The following is an 18,150-nucleotide window of genomic DNA, read 5'->3' on the forward strand; positions in this document are numbered from 1 at the left end:
ATGGCAACAACAGAATGGATTACCCTCCGCGACTGCTGCTCGCATTACGATATCGAAATCACTTTTGTGGAATCGTTACAGGATTACGGCTTACTAGAATTAACGAATATTCAGGAAGTTACTTACATCCATGAAGATACTATTCCCCGGCTGGAGAAGTTCATCCGGCTGCACTACGACCTGAACATTAACCTCGAAGGGCTGGACGTCATCGCCAATCTGATTGAGAAGGTGGAATCGCTTCAGCGGGAAATTTCTTTGTTAAGGAATAACATTTACGGCACTACTCGGGTTTAATTACTGTTCAGTATATAAGTACACTTATTAAGTGTTCGTTTATTTACCTTAAGTACTTGATACCATGAAAACATTAGAAAATAAAGTTCCTTTAGTAACGGGTGCTGGTTCGGGCATTGGTCGTGCCATTGCTCTTTCCTATGCTAAAGAAGGAGCCAAAGTAGTCGTTTCAGATATTAATGAAAACGGCGGGAATGAAACCGTTTCACTCATCCAGCAGGCGGGCGGCGATGCTTTTTTCGTGAAAGCCGATACGTCCAAGCCCGAAGAGAACGAAGCCCTGGTCAAACAAACGCTGGATACATACGGTGCCTTACACATCAGTTGTAATAACGCCGGAGTAGGCGGACCTTCGGCTCCCGTGGGCGAATATGATATTGCAGCCTGGGATAAGGTCATCAGCATTAACCTTTCGGGTGTTTTTTATGGCATGCGTTACCAGATTCCGGCCATTCTGCAATCAGGTGGTGGTTCGGTTGTAAACATTGCCTCGATTTTAGGACAGGTGGGTTTTGCAAATTCTTCCGCCTATGTAGCGGCCAAACACGGCGTGGTAGGTCTGACCAAAAATGCGGGTCTGGAGTACGGTACGAAAGGGGTTCGGGTGAATGCCGTAGGTCCTGCCTTTATTAATACTCCGCTGATTTCCCAGAATATGAATCAGGAAGCCATTGATGCTTTATCGGCCAAACACGCCATGAATCGCTTGGGTACGCCCGAAGAAGTAGCAGAAATTGTCCTCTGGTTAAGTTCAGATAAAGCATCATTTGTAACAGGTGCTTATTATCCAGTAGACGGTGGTTATCTGGCTCAGTAAGGTTTGAATAACCCAAAATAAGTTTCAGAGAAGTTTAAGAAGCGGTTAGTAAGCAAATCAAGCTTACTAACCGCTTTCTGATTTTTATACGGCTACCTCCACCGCTGCCATCGTAGCCCAGCCAGCCTTTCTGCTGGCAGTAACCACCTGGGGCCCTACTAGTTCTATAATCCCTAGCTCCCGCTGCCAGCTTTTCTGCTGGCAGCAACCACTTATGGCTCTGTTAATTCCATAATCCCTAATTTCTGCTGCCAGCAGAAAAGCTGGCAGCGGCCACGATGAATGTAACTTGAATAGAGAGATTTCTGTTTTAAAAGCTAACCTTGTCGCTGCCAGCCTTTTCGCTGGCAGCAACCACCTGGGGCCTTACTAGTTCTATAATCCCTAACTCCCGCTACCAGCGAAAAGGCTGGCCGGGCCATGATGGCGATGACTGAACTAGAATCATTTTTGTCTTAAAACCGACCTGCCTTTAGATACCTTTTCAAAATCCCAATCAGTGGTTTTAGCGATTCGGGTAAAGTTTGATCGGTGTATTCAGCGGTATACGTTTGCTGCTGGTCTTCCACTAGCAAATAATAATGATAGCCGTCCCGATGCTTTCCAGAATCCTGATCCGCCTGATTCCAGTCCGTTCTTTGGACAGAATCCCGAATGGTATCCGCCTCTTCGGGTTCGAGTGCGTGCGTGTCCAGCGTGCATTCTTTCAATGCCCCCATAAAGCCGCCAGACTGTTTGAGCTGAACTTTCATGCTTCTATACCGTCAATCCTACCGTTTTCCAGGCATTCTGAACTACTTTTTGCTCAGCTTCGCCAAAAAGACTCCCTGCATTCTGAATCGTTAGTCGGGCACAGTCTTTAAACTGACTGGAGCTGGTTAATTGCAGCAGGGTATCATACCAGATGCGGCCCGCTACTTCCCAGGCGTTACCTCCCAACTCAGTAGCTACCAACGCAAAAACCCGGTTTGGAATACCCGAGTTGATATGAACGCCATTGTTATCGTAAGGTCCAGTATATAAGTTATTCATGTGCCCAGGCTGTGGATCGGTGCCTAAATCGGGGTCATCTACGTAAGCTTTGCCCGGATTTAGCATATCACGGATGCCGCGACGTGTTTCTGCTGGAACTAATACTTCTGAGCCAATCGTCCAGTTGGCAGTCGCGGCACTTTCCTGCTTTTTCCATTGACGAATCAGAATACCAAAAACGTCCGAGAAGTGCTCGTTCAAGGCTCCCGGCTGACCGTAATAATTCAGGTTGCTGGTAAACGACTGAACGCCATGCGTTAACTCATGCCCTACCACGTCCAGGGATTGCGTAAATCGGTTAAAGATAATTCCATCTCCATCACCGTAGGCCATCAACTCCCCGTTCCAGAAAGCATTACTCATGGATACGTAACCGCCTCGATAGTCCGATTCAGCGACGTGAACGGTAGAAATCAGCGTCATACCTTTGTCATCGAGTGAATTGCGTTGAAACAGCTTTTCAAAGAAGTCATACGTGTCCCCCGAGTAATCGTAAGCCTCATTTACCGCCACATCTTCTCCAGCGGGCTCGCCTTCTTTTCGCACAATGGTATTCATCAGATTATCCGTCTGACGGGCATCATAAATCAAACGATTTTTGCCCTGCTCGGCGGATAAGGCATAAACCATTAAACTAGGAAAAGACTGAGCAAATTTACGCTCCGCCCGAAAAGCCGCCGAAATTTTGAGCGTAGCCAGAGCCCGGTCCCGTATTTCAGGATTTGATGACCGAACCAGTTGATCCGTCATGTAAGGCGGCACAATACAATGAATGGAGTGACGATGAGGTTGGTTACACATACAAGCCAGGTTCAAAGATTGGTAAAATTTTAGGTAGACATTAGCTTCCCTCAATTTATGAAAAAAACCGGCCCAAGATAAATTTTAACACGGCTGCCCCAACTCAGCAGCGGTCATCGTGGCCCGGCCAGCTTTTTCCGCTGACAGCAACCACCTAACCATACTAACTCTATAATCCCTAACTCCTGCTGCCAGCAGAAAAGCTGGCAGCGGCTACGATGACAGTGACTTGAGTAGAGAGATTTCTATTTTAAAAAGTGAACTTAACCACTGCCAGTCTTTTCGCTGGCAGCAACCACTTGGGGCTCTGCTAACTCTATAATCCCTAGCTCTTGCTGCCAGCAAAAAGCTAGCCGGGCCACGATGGCAGCGGTCAGGTAAGTCACCCATTACCTAAAAAGTAGACATTCACTCCTATTGCTCTATCCAGTTTTAGACATAAAAAATCTGGGTGTTAGACTAGTCCATCCACCCAGATTTAAAAGGCACTCTTATTGGTTTTTACTCATCAGCGATCCCGCGTTTTCGCAGTCCGGGTCGGTAGGCTAAATAGAATACCTGCGGCAATACAATCAGCGAAAGAATCATACAGATGATCAATCCCCCTACGATCATAATGGCCAGCGGTTTCTGAATTTCGGAGCCCATACCGGTGGACATGGCTGCTGGTAATAGCCCCGCCGAACCCATTACGGCAATCATAAATACTGGACGAATCCGCGAAAAAACGCCTTCTTTAATGGCTTTTTTCAGTGTATATCCCCTTCGTAATAGGTCTTTCATGACCCCGATGAGAATAATTCCGTCGATGGTTCCTACCCCAAAAAGAATGATGAAACCGATTCCTGCCGAAATTCCAAAAATGGTGTTTGTCAAATAAAGCGAAAGGAATCCGCCGACAAAGGCAAACGGAATGGTTACCAGCGAAATCATTGTGTCTTTGAGATTTCCGAAGTTGATGTACAACAGAAAGAAAATCATTAACAACGAAATGGGAACGATGACTGCTAAACGACCCGTGGCCCGCTGCTGACTTTCAAATTCCCCCGCCCAACTCATCTGATACGAATCGGGTAAGGTTACCTTTTCGTTTACCTTCTGCTGAGCCTCTTGGATGGTGCTTCCCAAATCGCGGCCCCGAACGGAGAAACCAATGGCGATGTATCGACTACTGCCTTCTCGGTAAATAAAGGCGGGTCCCGTATGGAAAGAAATATCCGCAATTTCGTACAGCGGCACCTTCGACGTTCCATTCGCTGGCACCAGAATGTTAGCAATCTCTTTTTCCGACTGCCGGAACGATTCTGCATAGCGAATCCGAATGTCGAACAGGCGTTCATTTTCGTAAAAATGGGAGGCCCCTTTTCCGCCAATGGCCATTTCGATCACAGACTGGGCATCGGCCATGCTTACCCCGTAACGGCCCATGCGTTTTTCATCGAACTTGACGCGTAATTCGGGCGATCCAATGTTTCGAAATACGTTCAAGTCCTGCACGCCGGGCACATCTTTAATCGCTGCCGCAATCTGGTCAGCCGTTTTTTCGAGCTGGAATAAATCGTCTCCAAACACTTTCACCACCAGTGAACTTTTCACACCTGCCACGTATTCCTCGACGTTATCCATAATCGGCTGACTAAAACTGAAAATGGTTCCGGGATAGATACTGAGTGATTTTTCCATTTCTTCTAATAACTCTTCCTTGGAAATTTTCCGTTTCCAGTGATCCTTCGGGTGCAACTGCACGTGAAATTCTACGTTGAAAAATCCGGTTGGATCAGTTCCGTCATTGGGGCGGCCCGTCTGCGTTAATACGAAGCGAACCTCTTCAAACGAGCGAAATTTCGCCTTCATTTCTTTGGTTAGCTTTACTGATTCCTGAAGGCTGACGCTATTGGGTAAAGTGGCTCGAATGTACAAAGCTCCTTCATTGAGCTTGGGAATGAATTCAGAGCCCAACCGACCAAAGCTTAATACACAGATGGCAAATGCTCCAATAAAAATGGCGATGGTTGTTTTAGGCATTTTGAATGCCCCCGCAAAGAGTTTATAAATGCCATTGCGGAAGAAATCGGTAATCGGGTTTTCGGGGTCTTTGATGTTTTTCGTTAACAATACCTTACACATGGCAGGCACGTAAGTCAAACTCAACAGGGCCGAACCAATCAGGGCATAACCCAGCGTGAAAGCCAGTGGTGTAAACATCTTGCCTTCTACTTTCTGAAACGTGAAAATGGGTAACAGGGCCACAATCAGGATAATCTGAGCGAAGAAGATGGACTTGGCTACCGTACGGGCACTTTGCTTGATAATTCCTAGTTTGGAGATTTTATTAAATCGTTCCATGCCCAATTCGTGAGCCCGCCTGTCCAGCCCCACAAAGACTGTTTCCACGATCACCATCGTCCCTTCCAACAGCAAGCCAAAATCGACGGCCCCAATGGAAATCAGGTTGGCTGGAATGCCCTGGATTCGTAACATAATGATGGCGAAGAGGAAAGCCAGCGGAATGACCGAAGCGACGATTACTGTGGTTCGCCAGTTGACCAGAAAGATGAAAACGAACACCGAAACCAGCACGATTCCTTCAACGAGGTTATGCGTCACGGTATCCACCGTTGTACTTACCAATTCAGAACGATCGTGGAAAGGCTCAATTTTTACGCCTTTGGGTAAAATCCGATGGTTGAGATCTTCAATTTTCAACTTCAGATTTTCAATCACCTTGCTTGGATTTTCGCCGCGTAACATAATCACTACGCCCTCCACCAAATCATCTTCATCCTGTAAACCCACCTGCCCCAAACGCGGCTTGGCCGTAATGGATACTTTCGCCACATTACCAACGGTTACGGGGGTGCCGTTTACGTTTTCGATAAGGATGTTCTCAATATCCGCCGTACTTTCCAGCAAACCTACGCCCCGAACGGCATAAGCCTGATTGCCTTTGGTGATGACATCGCCCCCAACGTTGATATTACTCTTGGAGACGGCTTCGAAAACATCTAGCGAAGTCAGGTTATAGTTGGCTAATTCGACGGGATCTACCTGAATTTCATAGATCTTTTCTTCACCGCCAAAACTCACAACCTGAGCCACACCGGGCACGCCTACTAATTCGCGTTCAACGACCCATTCCTGCAAAGCAGACAGCTCCCGAATGGGTAAATCACCTTTCAGCACGTAACGAAAAATCTCACCCGTAGCTCCGGCGGGAGGTTCAATTCCGGCATCGGCTCCTTCAGGTAAATTGACGTTATTAATCCGGTTGGAAGCATATTGCTGAGCGTAAAAATCATCGACGCGTTCATCAAACAGTACCGTTACTACTGATAACCCGAATAGTGAAACGGAACGTACTTCAGTCTTTTTCGGAATCGTATTCATTTCCCGGGTAATGGGCAATGTTACGAATTTTTCTACCTCCTCCGCACTGCGTCCGGGCCACTGAGTAATGATCCGTACCCGTGTATTGGTTACGTCGGGGAAGGCTTCAATGGGAGTATTTATGTAGCTAATGACCCCTGCTCCTACCAGCAAAAAGGTCATAAAAAAGACCAGAATGTGGTTTTTGAGGGAAAAGGCTACAATCTTTTCGACAAATTTGGACATAACGCTACGAGCCTCAATTTGCGGCTTTAATTTGCTTCAGTTGGTTATACACCAGCAGTTGATTCTTCACTAGGATTTTTTCTCCAACCTGAATACCACCGTGGAAATAGGTAGAATCAGCGTTTTGAAAAAGTGGCGTCAGATGGACAAGTTTGAGGTGGCATTCATCCTCATACTGAACCACGAAGTAGCGATCGTCATCAAATACTACGGCTTTGGTCGGCACTGCCAGGGTCGTTTCTTTGCCCGTTTTCTGAACCCGAATAATCACAAACATTTCAGGTTTGAGTAATAGGCCGGGATTATCCAGAAAAATCTGGGCTTTCAGCACGCGTTCATTCGGATCGAAGACATTCGCAAAACGACTGATTTTTCCGTGAAAAACGGTGTTCGGATACGCCGTCGTCGTAATTTCTACGGGCATTCCTTCTTTTACCTGATCCAGTTGCCCGGCGTATATATTGGCCGTCACCCATACCTGTTTCAGGTCAGAAATGGTGAATAAGGCTTCCGTTCCGGCTTCTACCTGTTGCCCGACCACGATGTTTTTTTCAACGATATATCCATTGCTGGCGGCCCGAACTACTAATACGCCCTTTTCCAGACTTCCACCGTAAAGATTCAGGGTTTCCTGGGCTTTAATGATGCTTTGCTTGGCTACGTCTACTTCACTTTCCGCCTGCACGAGTTCTTTCTCAGTGGCCAGTTTGTCCTCATACATATCCTTCACGGAGGATAGATTTCGCTCTGCCGTTCGCAGCGTAGCCTGAGCCGTTTTTAACTCCGAACTCAGATTCGTTAATTCCGAACTCCGCAGTTCCAGTAATACCTGGCCTTGTTTCACATAGTCGCCCAGAGCAAAGTTTACCTTACTGGCTACGCCATCCAGCAAAGGCACGAACTTCACCACTCTGTCGGGGTTATAGTTGACTTTACCCGTCAGTGAGATTTTCTGAATTGGCGTCGAAGCATGAACTTCCGTAGTTTGTGCCGTTACTTCTTTGGCGAAACAATTCGTAGAGTCTGCCTTTGGAGCAGCCGTTTGGGTCTGTGGTTCTGGTTTTTGGTTGCAACTCAGAACCAGCCCGCCTAACAGAGCTACTATCAGGCCATTGAGTGTAGAATACATTAGCTTCATGGTAGGTCTGTTCCAGCTAAATAATTAAGTTCTTCCAATGAGTTTCGTAGATTTTTATTGGCCTTCAGCAGCGTTTCGCGGTTGGCCCGGAAGGCTTCGAAGTAGTTGAGGAACTCCAGCAGACTAATGTTTTTCTTCTGAAAATTCCGACTGACGGATTCGCTCAAATCGTTGAGTTCGGTAGCGTAACGGGCATCCAGCCGTTCGTAGAAATCACTCGATGCTACGAAATTGGCGTAGGCTTTAAAGAGTTGATTTTGCCACTCATTCCGAGCCTCCTGTAACTGGTGACTGGTCTTTTCGATTTCAATTTTGCTGGAAAGAATATTGCCTTTGTTCCGGTCAAAAACGGGTATATCTGCTGAAACGCCAAAGCCGAGAAAATCCAGCATGGTATTGCCGTTGCGGTCATACCCTGCCTTTAGCATTAAGTCTGGTGTCTTCCTGGCTTGTTCGTAGTAATGTTGAGCTTTCGCGTAGTCCACCTCGCTTTGAGCCGCCCGCAAGCGTGGGGGATCTTCACTTACCCGCTGTTTGAAAAACTGAAAACCGCCCTGCTTCAATACGGCATAGGCCGGTAGAGCAGACCCATCATTAATAATCAGATACGTTTCTGCGGGCAAGGCCATTAGCGTTTTGAGCTGCTGCTGGGATTGCTGTATTTCGTTTTCCCGCTCCCGCACATCATCCATTAGCTCCAGCTCCAGAGACTTAATTCTGAAGTATTCAGCCTTGGACAAGTTACCGTTCTGGTATTGCCGTTCCTGAGCCCGAAGCACCTCGGAAAGAATCGTTAACTGGTTGTTCAATAACTGTTTTTCCTGCTGATCGTAGGTTAATTCGGTCAGCAGATTACGGAATTCTGCTTTGAGCGAAACCAGTAAATCAAGGAAATACTGCTCCGAACGATCGCGGTTCACTTTTTCAATGGCTACCATCTTGCGACGTTTGCCCGCCGTCAGGATGAGTTGCTCCAGATCAAAAGCGAACTGCTGATTCCGACCAAAGTTTTTCCCTAGGGGCGGCACGACTTCTTCGCCCCGCGTTTGTCGCTGAGTAGCCCAAAGATTGACCTGATCAATAGAAAAGTTAGGATTGGGCCAGGCTTTCGCCTGTAGTATCTGAGCTTCCGCCTGTGAAATCGTTAGCTTTTCGGCGATGAGACGCAGGTTTTTAGTCAGAAAAAGCTGTTCAGCCTGGCTCCGGGACACACGCATGGTATCTACTGGAACCGTCTGAGCCCAACTGTTGCCTATCGTGAGTAGAAAAAAGAAAAAAAAGAGGAAACGCATGGTGTACCGATTACAATATCAGTACAAAACAGCATCGGCAACATTAAGGCGAAATTAACGGGAGTATTAGAAGTGGATTGGAAGTAGATTAGAGTTCTTTAATCTAGCCTGGTCTGTAGCGTTTGAGAGTATTTAATACGTACCCTATTACGCCCCGTCTGTCAACCCTAATGCTTGGTTATGGTTACTCTTTGCAAAGAAACGTTTCCCATTCTTGCAGGGGGTCCTTCGCTTCACTCTGGATGCCAGGTTTATATTATGAAAGTGGCCATTAACGGTAGCTCCAGAAAATTTAAAACTTCTGAGAAGTTATTTCATTAGAAATTCTTTGTACTCAAAACGTTAGTTCACTAAATAAACTAGCTAAAATCAATTACAAAAGTAGACCCCTGATTTATTACGGATTGATAGCTTAAATGAAAACCGTGTAAATCCAGAATTCGTTTGGTTAAATGAAGACCCATGCCATGACCCGTCACTGCATTCACATTAGTACCCCGGTAAAATAAATCAAAAATCCGATCCTTATCCTCGTGGATAATTCCTATTCCCTGATCTTTAATGCTAATCTGTAGATGACGCGTGTAATTTAAGGCAATAACGATCGGTTCATTTTTAGAAAATTTAATCGCATTTTCAATGAGGTTGGTTAATACCATCGAAAGTAAAACTTCATTTCCTTCGACGATTAACCAATTCGTATCTTCCTGTTCGGCTATTACTTCAACGGTAATAATAGAATGAGGATGCGTGATTTTTATTTTACCTAACACATCCCACAATACATCATCCATCTGAATTTTATGGATAGGGAATGTACGATTTGATTCCAGTCCAGATAAGGTTAATAACCCTTCCATAATGGCTTTCAAGTGCTGGGCATCGTCCAGCAGGTTAACCAGCAGATGTTGGTATTCCTCTTCTGTTCTTTTTTCCTGAAGGTTCACTTGCAACTCTCCAATCAGGGCTGCCAAGGGAGTTTTTAATTCGTGAGAAGCGTGTTTCAAAAAATGTTTCTGACTCTTTACACTCACTTCCAATCGCTCCAGAAAGTAATTAAAAGTCGCGATTACCTTTTGTAACTCATCCTCCTTCGATCCGTTTTGCTGGGGTAATCTCAAGTGCAGGTTTTCCGCCGTAATACTATTAACCTGATCGATGACTTCCGTGAAAGGCCGAAACGTTCGCTTGGATAGCCAGGCATTTAAAAGAAAATTAATAGCGATTCCTCCAAAGAAAAAGCAGATCATGGTAATACCCAGATTCCGCAGCCGTTCCTGCCCGGTGACGTTTATACCAGAACTGATGATAACGAAATCCCCCTGATTATCCTGATAATAAATCCCGGCACACTGTCGGCCATCCTGATAAAAATCAACCTCTTTTTTATGAAATATTTCATTCACTCGCTGTTCACTAACAGCTAAGGCCGGACCATGATCGACGAAGATTAATTTCCCTGTGGTATCATACACCTGTACAATTTCATCCACTAAAGGAACCCGGTAAATAGACTCCTGTTTGCTATAATTCAACTTGGTTGCTTCGTCTTTTTCAAAGTAAACAAATCCCGCAATTAAAGCCCGATCTGTAAGTTTATTAAAGAAGATATGAGTCGTATGTTGTTTAAAAATGACATATGTCCCCACAAAGACAATCGCCAGGGTTAAAGCGAATATTAAGGTAGATTGTAAAGTAAGTTTAAATCGAAGTCTCATTTTCTGATTACAATACTATAACAACAAATATTATACTTCTTTTAGGGTTCTATTACAATTAACTTTCTTAGCATGTGGCAGAAAAAAATTAGCAATTAAAAAGTCATAACAACTTCAAACTCACAACTAACTTTCCTCATATTTCTCAAACAAATAGCCTCTCCCTTTAATCGTTTGAATAAACTTGGCATCGTATCCTTTATCGAGTTTATTTCTCAAATAATTAATATATACATCGACAACGTTAGTATTGGTATCAAAGTTTAAGTCCCAGGCTGCTTCGGCAATTTCTGCCCGCGTCACCACGCGTTCTTTATTTTGCATAAAGAACAAAAGTAACTTAAACTCACGGGGCGATAAGGTAATTTCCGTATCACCTCGTTTTACGATATGCCGATCCAGATTAATCGTTAAATCATGATATACGTACTGATCGAAATTTCCCTTTTCGAATGATTTTCGACGCAACTGAGCATTAATCCGGGCGATTAACTCCAGAAAATTGAAGGGCTTACCCAGGTAATCATCCGCTCCGGCTTCCAGCCCCTGAATTTTTTCTTCGGGTGTATTCAGAGCACTCAGCATAATGACGGGCACATTGATTTCCCGGCGGCGAATGGTCCGACACACATCAAACCCGTCCAGATCAGGCAGCATAATATCCAGAATGATTGCATCATATTCCTGATGCAGGCATTCTTCAACGGCCTCATAACCTTTCTCCACGTGCTTCACCTGAAATAACTTTTCCCGAAGGCCTTTTTCCACAAAAGAAGCCACCCGACTATCATCCTCTACCAACAATATTTTAGGCATATGCATTAACTAGTTTCGTCCAACGACCACTGCTGAAAAGACAAATGTAGGTTTCTATTGTTCAAGTAAGCTTGTAAAACTTTCCTAGTGCACTCAAGGCCACTTTCTCTTTGCAGGCAAATCCTCATCAATGCAACGTTTGAGGCTCTGTTTACGTCTTTACCCCAAACGTAAAAAACTTTACTATGAAACGTCATTTACTTTTTTCTGTACTTCTGCTGGCTACTGGCTCGCTGGCAGCTCAGTCTAATCAGGACGAACCTTATCAAACCAAAACTTTCACGGGTAACCTTTCCGAGGTTCGGGTGGATATCTCCGGCGGAAGTATTCAAGTGCATGGCGGTACGGATAAGGACGTAAAAGTGGAAATGTATGTAACGCTTAATAACTGGCCTGCCAATAAACTGGATAAAGCAGAAATAGAAAAACGCCTGTCTGACTATGATTTGGTGATGAAAACGGAAGGCTCTTCTGTCGTTCTTTCTTCCCGTCGCAAATCAGACGTAGAATGGGATTCAAAGCGTTCGATTAGTATTTCCTTCAAAGTCTTCACGCCACAAAATTTCACTACCGATCTGAGAACCAGTGGAGGAAGTATTCGACTATCGCACCTGAAAGGTTCCCAGCAATTTCAAACTAGCGGCGGGAGTCTGCACATGACAGACGTTGCCGGCAAAATCCACGGACGTACCAGCGGCGGAAGCATTCACTTGGAAAAATGCAGCGACGAAATGGATCTGCAAACCTCAGGCGGAAGCATTCATGCCGAAGACCTGACCGGAAAAATCAATCTCAGAACATCCGGCGGCAGTCTCCGTATGAATCACCTCGATGGCATGATTGACGCTATCACTAGCGGGGGAAGCATTAACGGTGAAGCCATTGCGGGCGAGTTGCATACCCGAACTTCAGGAGGCAGCATTCGTCTATCCGAAATGACAGCCGCTCTCGACGCGGAAAGCAGTGCCGGAAGCGTAGACGTAGACGTAAAACAGCTTAACAAGTATCTGAGACTGCGGTCATCCGCAGGTAGTGTGAGGGTTCGCCTGCCCGAAAACCCTAGCGTAGATTTGACCATTCGGGGTAACCGCGTGAAATTTCCCTTGGCTGGTTTTCGGGGTGAAGCCGATGAATATCACGTGAATGGCAAACTGAACGGTGGCGGAATTCCGGTCACTATTAGTGCTACTAACCACGTTTCGATTCAGTAAGAAATCTGCTTAATTTGATGTCCGAAAGCGTACACCCGGTTGTTCGTTTTCGGACATATTTATTTTATAACTATCTGATTATTAAGCAATTTTTCAATATTTTAAAGTTTGGCACACCTTTAGAAATTAAAGATACCAAACAGTTTTACCATGATTGTACTGAACGACATTGAACGATATTTCCAGAACGGTTTCACCAAAACCTATATTCTTCGCCACGTTTCTACTGAAATCAAAGAAGGCGAATTTGTAAGCATCATGGGGCCTTCGGGAGCCGGGAAATCGACCTTACTGAATATCATTGGCTTGCTGGACCAGCCTACTTCCGGCGAGTATTTATTTCTGGATCAACCCGTCCAGAAACTGAGCGAAAAGAAACGTTCGGAGTTATACAAAACTTACATTGGTTTCGTATTTCAGGCCTATCATTTAATTGATGAATTAACCGTTTACGAAAACCTGGAAACGCCACTTTTATACAAGAACGTGCCCAGCTCCGAACGCAAAAGTCGTATCGCTGATATTCTGGATCGGTTTAATATGGTCGCCAAAAAAGACCTTTTCCCAAATCAGCTTTCCGGCGGACAGCAGCAACTGGTAGGCATTGCCCGGGCACTGATTGGTCAGCCCAAAATCATTCTTGCCGATGAACCGACGGGTAATCTTCAATCGGCTCAGGCGGAAGAAATCATGCAGATTTTCAAGCAATTGAATCAGGAAGGTATCACGATCATTCAGGTAACTCACTCTGAAAAGAATGCTTCATACGGCAATCGAATTCTTCACCTGAACGATGGTAAAATCGTTGAAGACATTCGGGTCGAATCTATGATCTAACCTAACCTTCCCCCATTCTTCAAAGAAAGCCAGTCAAGCGTATGAAAAAACTTATTCTCGGAGGTTTCCTGCTCCTTAGCGGTATGCTACAGGCTCAGACACCTATGACCCTCAAAGAGGCCGTTAGCATTGCCATTCGCAATAACCTCAACGTACGGCAAAACGAACTAACCGTAGAAACAAGTCGTAACAACCTGCTACAGTCGAAGTTAGCGTTGTTACCTTCGGCTCAGGCCAATGCTTCGCAATCACTCAACTACGGTCGCAGCATTGACCCTTATACAAACGGATATGTCAATCAGCAACTTAATGCTTCTAACTTCAGTCTGTCGGCAAGCCTGATTTTATACAACGGTCTGTATTATCGAAACATGATTCGTCAGAATGATTTATTGGTAAAAGCAACCGAACAGGACGTACAACAGGCTAAAGACGTCATTACCATCAATACCATTCTGGCTTATTTACAGGTATTAAGCAGTGAAGATCAGGTAAATCTGGCTACGCAACAACTGGAAGCTTCTAAAATGCAGCTTGAACGTACCGCAGAGTTAGTAAAAGCTGGAAATTTAGCCCCATCCGATGAGTATACGCTGGGATCTCAGGTTGCTAACGATCAGTTAAGTCTGGTTAACGCACAGGGTCAGTTAAAATTGAATCGATTAACTTTCTGGCAAACGCTAAACAGCCCCCAAACACCACTGGATTTTACGCTGGAACGTCTGGCTCCCGAAGGAGAGATGGGTTACGAAACATCCGCTACCAAGATTTACGAATCGGCTGATCAGAATCTGGCGGTTATTAAAGCGGCCAAGTATCGGGTTTTAAGCATGGAGCAACTGGTTCGAGCCCAAAAAGGACTGCTTACGCCGCAGCTTTCTCTGAATTCATTCATCAGTACCCGGTATTCTTCTACCGCCAGTATCAATTACGCCGACCAGCTTGGTAATAACTTCAACCGGAATTTCTCGCTGGATTTGTCTATTCCTATTTTCAGAAGCTGGCTTTACAAAAACCGGATTCAGAATGCCATTGTGGATAAGAAAAAAGCGGAAGTACAGGTTTATAATGCCCAAGTGCAGGTGAAACAGGGTATTGAACAGGCCTATGCAAATCTGGAAGTTGCTAAAATGCGTTACGAAGCCCTGGAAAATCAGGTAGTGAGTTTCACAGAAACACTGAATGCAGCCGAGAGCCGTTTTCAGGCCGGAACGCTAAATGTGGTGGAATATAACATTGCCAAAACGAACCTGGATCGGGCTAAACTCAATCAGGTACAGGCTCGGTACGATTACTTATTTCGCGTGAAAATTCTGGATTATTATCAGGGTAAAAACCTGTTCGTTGACTAATCTCTGACCTATAATTCCCAAACGGTTGGGTTCTGGTGGCGACGAAGGTGTTTACTGAAATTCATCCAAAAGGCCATAATCAGGTAAAGGACCAGCGGCGAGCCCATGGTAAGACAGGAAGTATAGATAAAATAAATTCGAATGCTGCTCGCGGATATGCCCAAACGCTCTCCGATCACTGAACAAACACCAAATGCTTGATTTTCAATAATATATCGAAAGCGGTTCATGGTTGGACGGTTGTTTTATGTTCGAAATTAGCAATCTAAAATGATAGTGAAAAATTCATTCCAGCTTTTAACAAAAAATTTTTTTTAGCTAAACTGTATTATCCTATAAAAATTATCTTTTATTTCGGGTAAATCTTCCGTTTCAATATTTAATTTGTTATGAACACAGGTACAGTTAAGTTTTACAACGAAAGCAAAGGCTTCGGTTTTATTGTTGACGACGCCACGGGACAGGACATCTTCGTTCACGTCACTGGATTAAATGGTCTGCAAATCAGTCAGGATGATCGCGTTTCTTACGAAACGATCAGCGGTAAAAAAGGCGTGAACGCAGTGAACGTTCAGAAGTTAGCTTAATTCATAAGTAATTTCTCAACTCCGGTCCCGGACTCTTCTGAGTTCGGGATTTCCTTTTTATAATTACCTAATCTCCTAACGAGGTTAGAGAAAGCAAAGATTATCATTTAAAAAATTCAGCCCTCACCTTTTCTATTAAGTAATTGTGAAGGCTAATGCTCCACCTAATAACTTTTATGTTCTGCTCTCTATGACACAACTCTTTTACTCACCTTTTGAAACGGTTGAACAATCGCTTGCCTCTAAATGGGCCCGCTTCTGGAACTTCATCATTGACAGCCTTTTTTTCCTAATTTTCTACTTTGTAATAGTCGTTATCTTCTCTATTGTATTAAGTTTCACGGATGAACAAACCGCTGACACCTTTGCGAACTCCTTCGAAGGCAAATATGAGTTTTTGCACAGATTAATAGCAACGCTGGTGTATGCCTTATTCATGACTTTTCAGGAAACACTTACGAAAGGCCGTTCACTGGGCAAATGGATTACCAAAACGAAAGTGCTCACGGAAGACGGTGAAACGCCATCTACCCTTAGTTTTTTGAAACGAAACTTCAGCCGTTGCGTTCCCTTTGAACTATTCTCCGCTGTGTTTGATCTTATTCCCTGGCATGACCAATGGACCAATACCAGAGTAATTAAGTTATAAAAGAAACGGAGACCTGAAATCAGGTCTCCGTTTCTTTTAGTAAGGTTGCACTGAAAACGGTGAACAACCCATTTATCTAAACCCAGGTTTTTACTTCATCCAGGCTTGGCATTTTCGCTTCGATTTTCAATTTTTTACGTAATCCACCTAAATCGTTGAATACTTTATTAGCATTAGCTCCTTTCAAAGCCTCAACGGTAACAAAGCCCATTTTCTGGATGGCGGGTACCCACTCTGCGGGAATACCAGCCGCTACGTAATCAGCTTCGGTAGATACTTCCACTTTTTTCTCAGGACGCATTTGGGGGAAGAATAATACTTCCTGAATGCTGGCATTATTGGTCATCATCATGGTCAGACGATCAATACCAAAGCCAATACCGGCGGTTGGTGGCATTCCGTATTCCAGCGAGCGAATGAAATCCTCATCCAGAGCCATCGCCTCTTCGTCCCCACGTTCCGCCAGACGCAACTGATCTTCAAAACGCTCCCGCTGATCAATCGGATCGTTTAGCTCCGAATAAGCGTTAGCAATTTCTTTTCCATTTACGTAGATTTCAAAACGTTCCACCAACCCGGATTTCGAACGGTGTTTCTTGGTTAAGGGAGACATTTCCAGCGGGTAATCCGTAATGAACGTCGGCTGAATGAGGTTACTTTCCACGGTTTCACCGAAGATTTCATCAATCAGTTTACCCTTACCCATCGTAGCATCTACTTCGATACCCAGCTTCTTTGCTTCTTCCAGCAGTTCTGTTTCGCTCAAGGTATCTACGTTAATACCTGTTTGCTTCAGAATCGCTTCCGAAATCGTCATGCGAGTATAAGGGCCCTGGAAATCAACAAGATTATCACCAATCTGAACTTTCGTTTGACCATTCGTGGCAACCGCTACTTTCTCCAGAATTTCCTCAGTAATATCCATCATCCAGTTGTAGTCTTTATAAGCTACATAGAATTCCAGAGAAGTAAATTCCGGGTTATGCGTGCGGTCCATCCCTTCATTACGGAACATTTTGCCGAACTCGTATACGCCTTCAAAACCACCCACAATGAGGCGTTTCAGGTATAATTCATTCGCAATCCGCAGATACAAAGGCATATCCAGCGTATTATGGTGTGTCTTGAATGGGCGAGCGGCAGCACCACCGTGAATGGGTTGCAACACAGGTGTTTCCACTTCCAGCCAGCCACGATCATCAAAAATCCGACGCATGGTCGAAATGATTTTTGCCCGCTTTACGAAAATGTCTTTTACTTCCGGGTTAACGATCAAATCTACGTACCGCTGACGGTAACGTAATTCAGGATCGGTAAAACCATCGTACGTATTTCCTTCGTCATCCCGTTTAACAATGGGCAATGGACGCAGTGATTTAGTAAGAATCTTAAACTCCTGAACATGAATCGAGATTTCACCCGTCTGAGTCGTAAAGACATATCCCTTCACACCGATGATATCACCAATATCCAGTAACTTCTTGAATACCGTATTATAAAGGGTCTTATCTTCGTCTGGGCATAAATCATCCCGACGGAAGTATAACTGAATGCGTCCCGTAGAATCCTGAAGTTCCGCAAAACTGGCCGAACCCATGATACGGAAGCTCATCAGACGTCCCGCAATTGATATAGTTTTGTAATCGGTTTTATTCCGTTCGTAATTCTGATGGATATCGGCTGCCGTTGCATTAACCTCAAAACTCTCAGCTGGATAAGGGTCAATACCTAATCGGTATAATTCTTCCCGTTTCTGCCGACGGAGTAATTCTTGTTCAGAAAGTTGCATGTTCTCTAATTGGCCCCCCAATGGAGCCGTTAACAATGAGCTCATCTCTTGGATGAAATGCAAAAATAACACTTGACTGCTAGTCTGTCGACATAACCTTTAGGCCAATTTTAAGGTTTTATTGTTTCTATTACTTTTAACTAGCATTAGATTTGTAAAAAGCACTACTTAAGCCGTCATTTTGACGTAACTGGTATTCTTT

The 18,150-nt window shown here is 44.6% G+C and carries 16 protein-coding genes; 7 read left to right on the forward strand and 9 right to left on the reverse strand.

The window, feature by feature from the left end; all coding sequences use genetic code 11:
- Together QE390_RS01815 and QE390_RS01820 are read left to right on the forward strand one after the other, a co-directional pair.
- Positions 1-297, forward strand: a complete 297-nt coding sequence (locus QE390_RS01815; protein WP_307140867.1) for a chaperone modulator CbpM — start codon at positions 1-3, stop codon at positions 295-297.
- 64 nt (positions 298-361) lie between these two features.
- Positions 362-1,114, forward strand: a complete 753-nt coding sequence (locus tag QE390_RS01820; protein WP_307140868.1) for an SDR family NAD(P)-dependent oxidoreductase — start codon at positions 362-364, stop codon at positions 1,112-1,114.
- A 455-nt stretch (positions 1,115-1,569) separates the two neighbouring features.
- Here QE390_RS01820 and QE390_RS01825 read toward each other — a convergent pair whose 3' ends face one another.
- The 7 genes from QE390_RS01825 to QE390_RS01855 all read right to left on the reverse strand — a co-directional run bounded on the left by QE390_RS01825 (position 1,570) and on the right by QE390_RS01855 (position 11,523).
- Positions 1,570-1,866: a protealysin inhibitor emfourin gene (locus QE390_RS01825; RefSeq protein ID WP_307140869.1), complete on the reverse strand. Its 297-nt coding sequence runs from the start codon at positions 1,864-1,866 to the stop codon at positions 1,570-1,572.
- Positions 1,867-1,870: 4 nt separating this feature from the next.
- On the reverse strand, positions 1,871-2,947 hold the full coding sequence (locus QE390_RS01830) for a M4 family metallopeptidase (protein ID WP_307140870.1): 1,077 nt from the start codon (positions 2,945-2,947) through the stop codon (positions 1,871-1,873).
- 501 nt (positions 2,948-3,448) lie between these two features.
- Positions 3,449-6,559 carry an efflux RND transporter permease subunit gene (locus QE390_RS01835; RefSeq protein WP_307140871.1) on the reverse strand — a complete coding sequence of 1,037 codons (3,111 nt, stop codon included), beginning with the start codon at positions 6,557-6,559 and terminating at the stop codon, positions 3,449-3,451.
- A 13-nt stretch (positions 6,560-6,572) separates the two neighbouring features.
- Positions 6,573-7,697: an efflux RND transporter periplasmic adaptor subunit gene (locus QE390_RS01840; RefSeq protein ID WP_307140872.1), complete on the reverse strand. Its 1,125-nt coding sequence runs from the start codon at positions 7,695-7,697 to the stop codon at positions 6,573-6,575.
- Entirely contained in the window at positions 7,694-8,989 is a 1,296-nt protein-coding gene (locus QE390_RS01845; RefSeq protein ID WP_307140873.1) for a TolC family protein, read from the reverse strand. The genes QE390_RS01840 and QE390_RS01845 overlap by 4 nt, the downstream gene beginning before the upstream one ends.
- A 359-nt stretch (positions 8,990-9,348) precedes the next feature.
- Positions 9,349-10,707 carry a HAMP domain-containing sensor histidine kinase gene (locus QE390_RS01850; protein WP_307140874.1) on the reverse strand — a complete coding sequence of 453 codons (1,359 nt, stop codon included), beginning with the start codon at positions 10,705-10,707 and terminating at the stop codon, positions 9,349-9,351.
- A gap of 126 nt (positions 10,708-10,833) precedes the next feature.
- Positions 10,834-11,523, reverse strand: a complete 690-nt coding sequence (locus QE390_RS01855; RefSeq protein WP_307140875.1) for a response regulator transcription factor — start codon at positions 11,521-11,523, stop codon at positions 10,834-10,836.
- Between the two features lie 185 nt (positions 11,524-11,708).
- Here QE390_RS01855 and QE390_RS01860 point away from each other — a divergent pair, with 185 nt between their 5' ends.
- The 3 genes from QE390_RS01860 to QE390_RS01870 all read left to right on the forward strand — a co-directional run bounded on the left by QE390_RS01860 (position 11,709) and on the right by QE390_RS01870 (position 14,923).
- On the forward strand, positions 11,709-12,734 hold the full coding sequence (locus tag QE390_RS01860; protein WP_307140876.1) for a DUF4097 family beta strand repeat-containing protein: 1,026 nt from the start codon (positions 11,709-11,711) through the stop codon (positions 12,732-12,734).
- 150 nt (positions 12,735-12,884) lie between these two features.
- Positions 12,885-13,571, forward strand: a complete 687-nt coding sequence (locus QE390_RS01865; RefSeq protein WP_307140877.1) for an ABC transporter ATP-binding protein — start codon at positions 12,885-12,887, stop codon at positions 13,569-13,571.
- 41 nt (positions 13,572-13,612) lie between these two features.
- Positions 13,613-14,923: a TolC family protein gene (locus QE390_RS01870; RefSeq protein ID WP_307140878.1), complete on the forward strand. Its 1,311-nt coding sequence runs from the start codon at positions 13,613-13,615 to the stop codon at positions 14,921-14,923.
- 8 nt (positions 14,924-14,931) lie between these two features.
- Here QE390_RS01870 and QE390_RS01875 read toward each other — a convergent pair whose 3' ends face one another.
- The gene (locus QE390_RS01875) at positions 14,932-15,153 is read right to left on the reverse strand and encodes a PspC domain-containing protein (protein WP_307140879.1); all 222 of its coding nucleotides are present in this window, start codon (positions 15,151-15,153) and stop codon (positions 14,932-14,934) included.
- A gap of 159 nt (positions 15,154-15,312) precedes the next feature.
- Between QE390_RS01875 and QE390_RS01880 the strand changes: the two genes are divergently transcribed.
- Together QE390_RS01880 and QE390_RS01885 are read left to right on the forward strand one after the other, a co-directional pair.
- The gene (locus tag QE390_RS01880) at positions 15,313-15,510 is read left to right on the forward strand and encodes a cold-shock protein (protein ID WP_307140880.1); all 198 of its coding nucleotides are present in this window, start codon (positions 15,313-15,315) and stop codon (positions 15,508-15,510) included.
- A 190-nt stretch (positions 15,511-15,700) separates the two neighbouring features.
- Entirely contained in the window at positions 15,701-16,159 is a 459-nt protein-coding gene (locus QE390_RS01885; protein ID WP_307140881.1) for an RDD family protein, read from the forward strand.
- A 76-nt stretch (positions 16,160-16,235) separates the two neighbouring features.
- On the opposite strand, the gene lysS is transcribed toward QE390_RS01885, so the two are convergent.
- The gene (gene lysS / locus QE390_RS01890) at positions 16,236-17,948 is read right to left on the reverse strand and encodes a lysine--tRNA ligase (RefSeq protein ID WP_307143527.1); all 1,713 of its coding nucleotides are present in this window, start codon (positions 17,946-17,948) and stop codon (positions 16,236-16,238) included.
- Positions 17,949-18,150: the final 202 nt, after the last annotated feature.

It is taken from the genome of Siphonobacter sp. SORGH_AS_1065 (genome assembly GCF_030818595.1).
Classification (GTDB): domain Bacteria; phylum Bacteroidota; class Bacteroidia; order Cytophagales; family Spirosomataceae; genus Siphonobacter.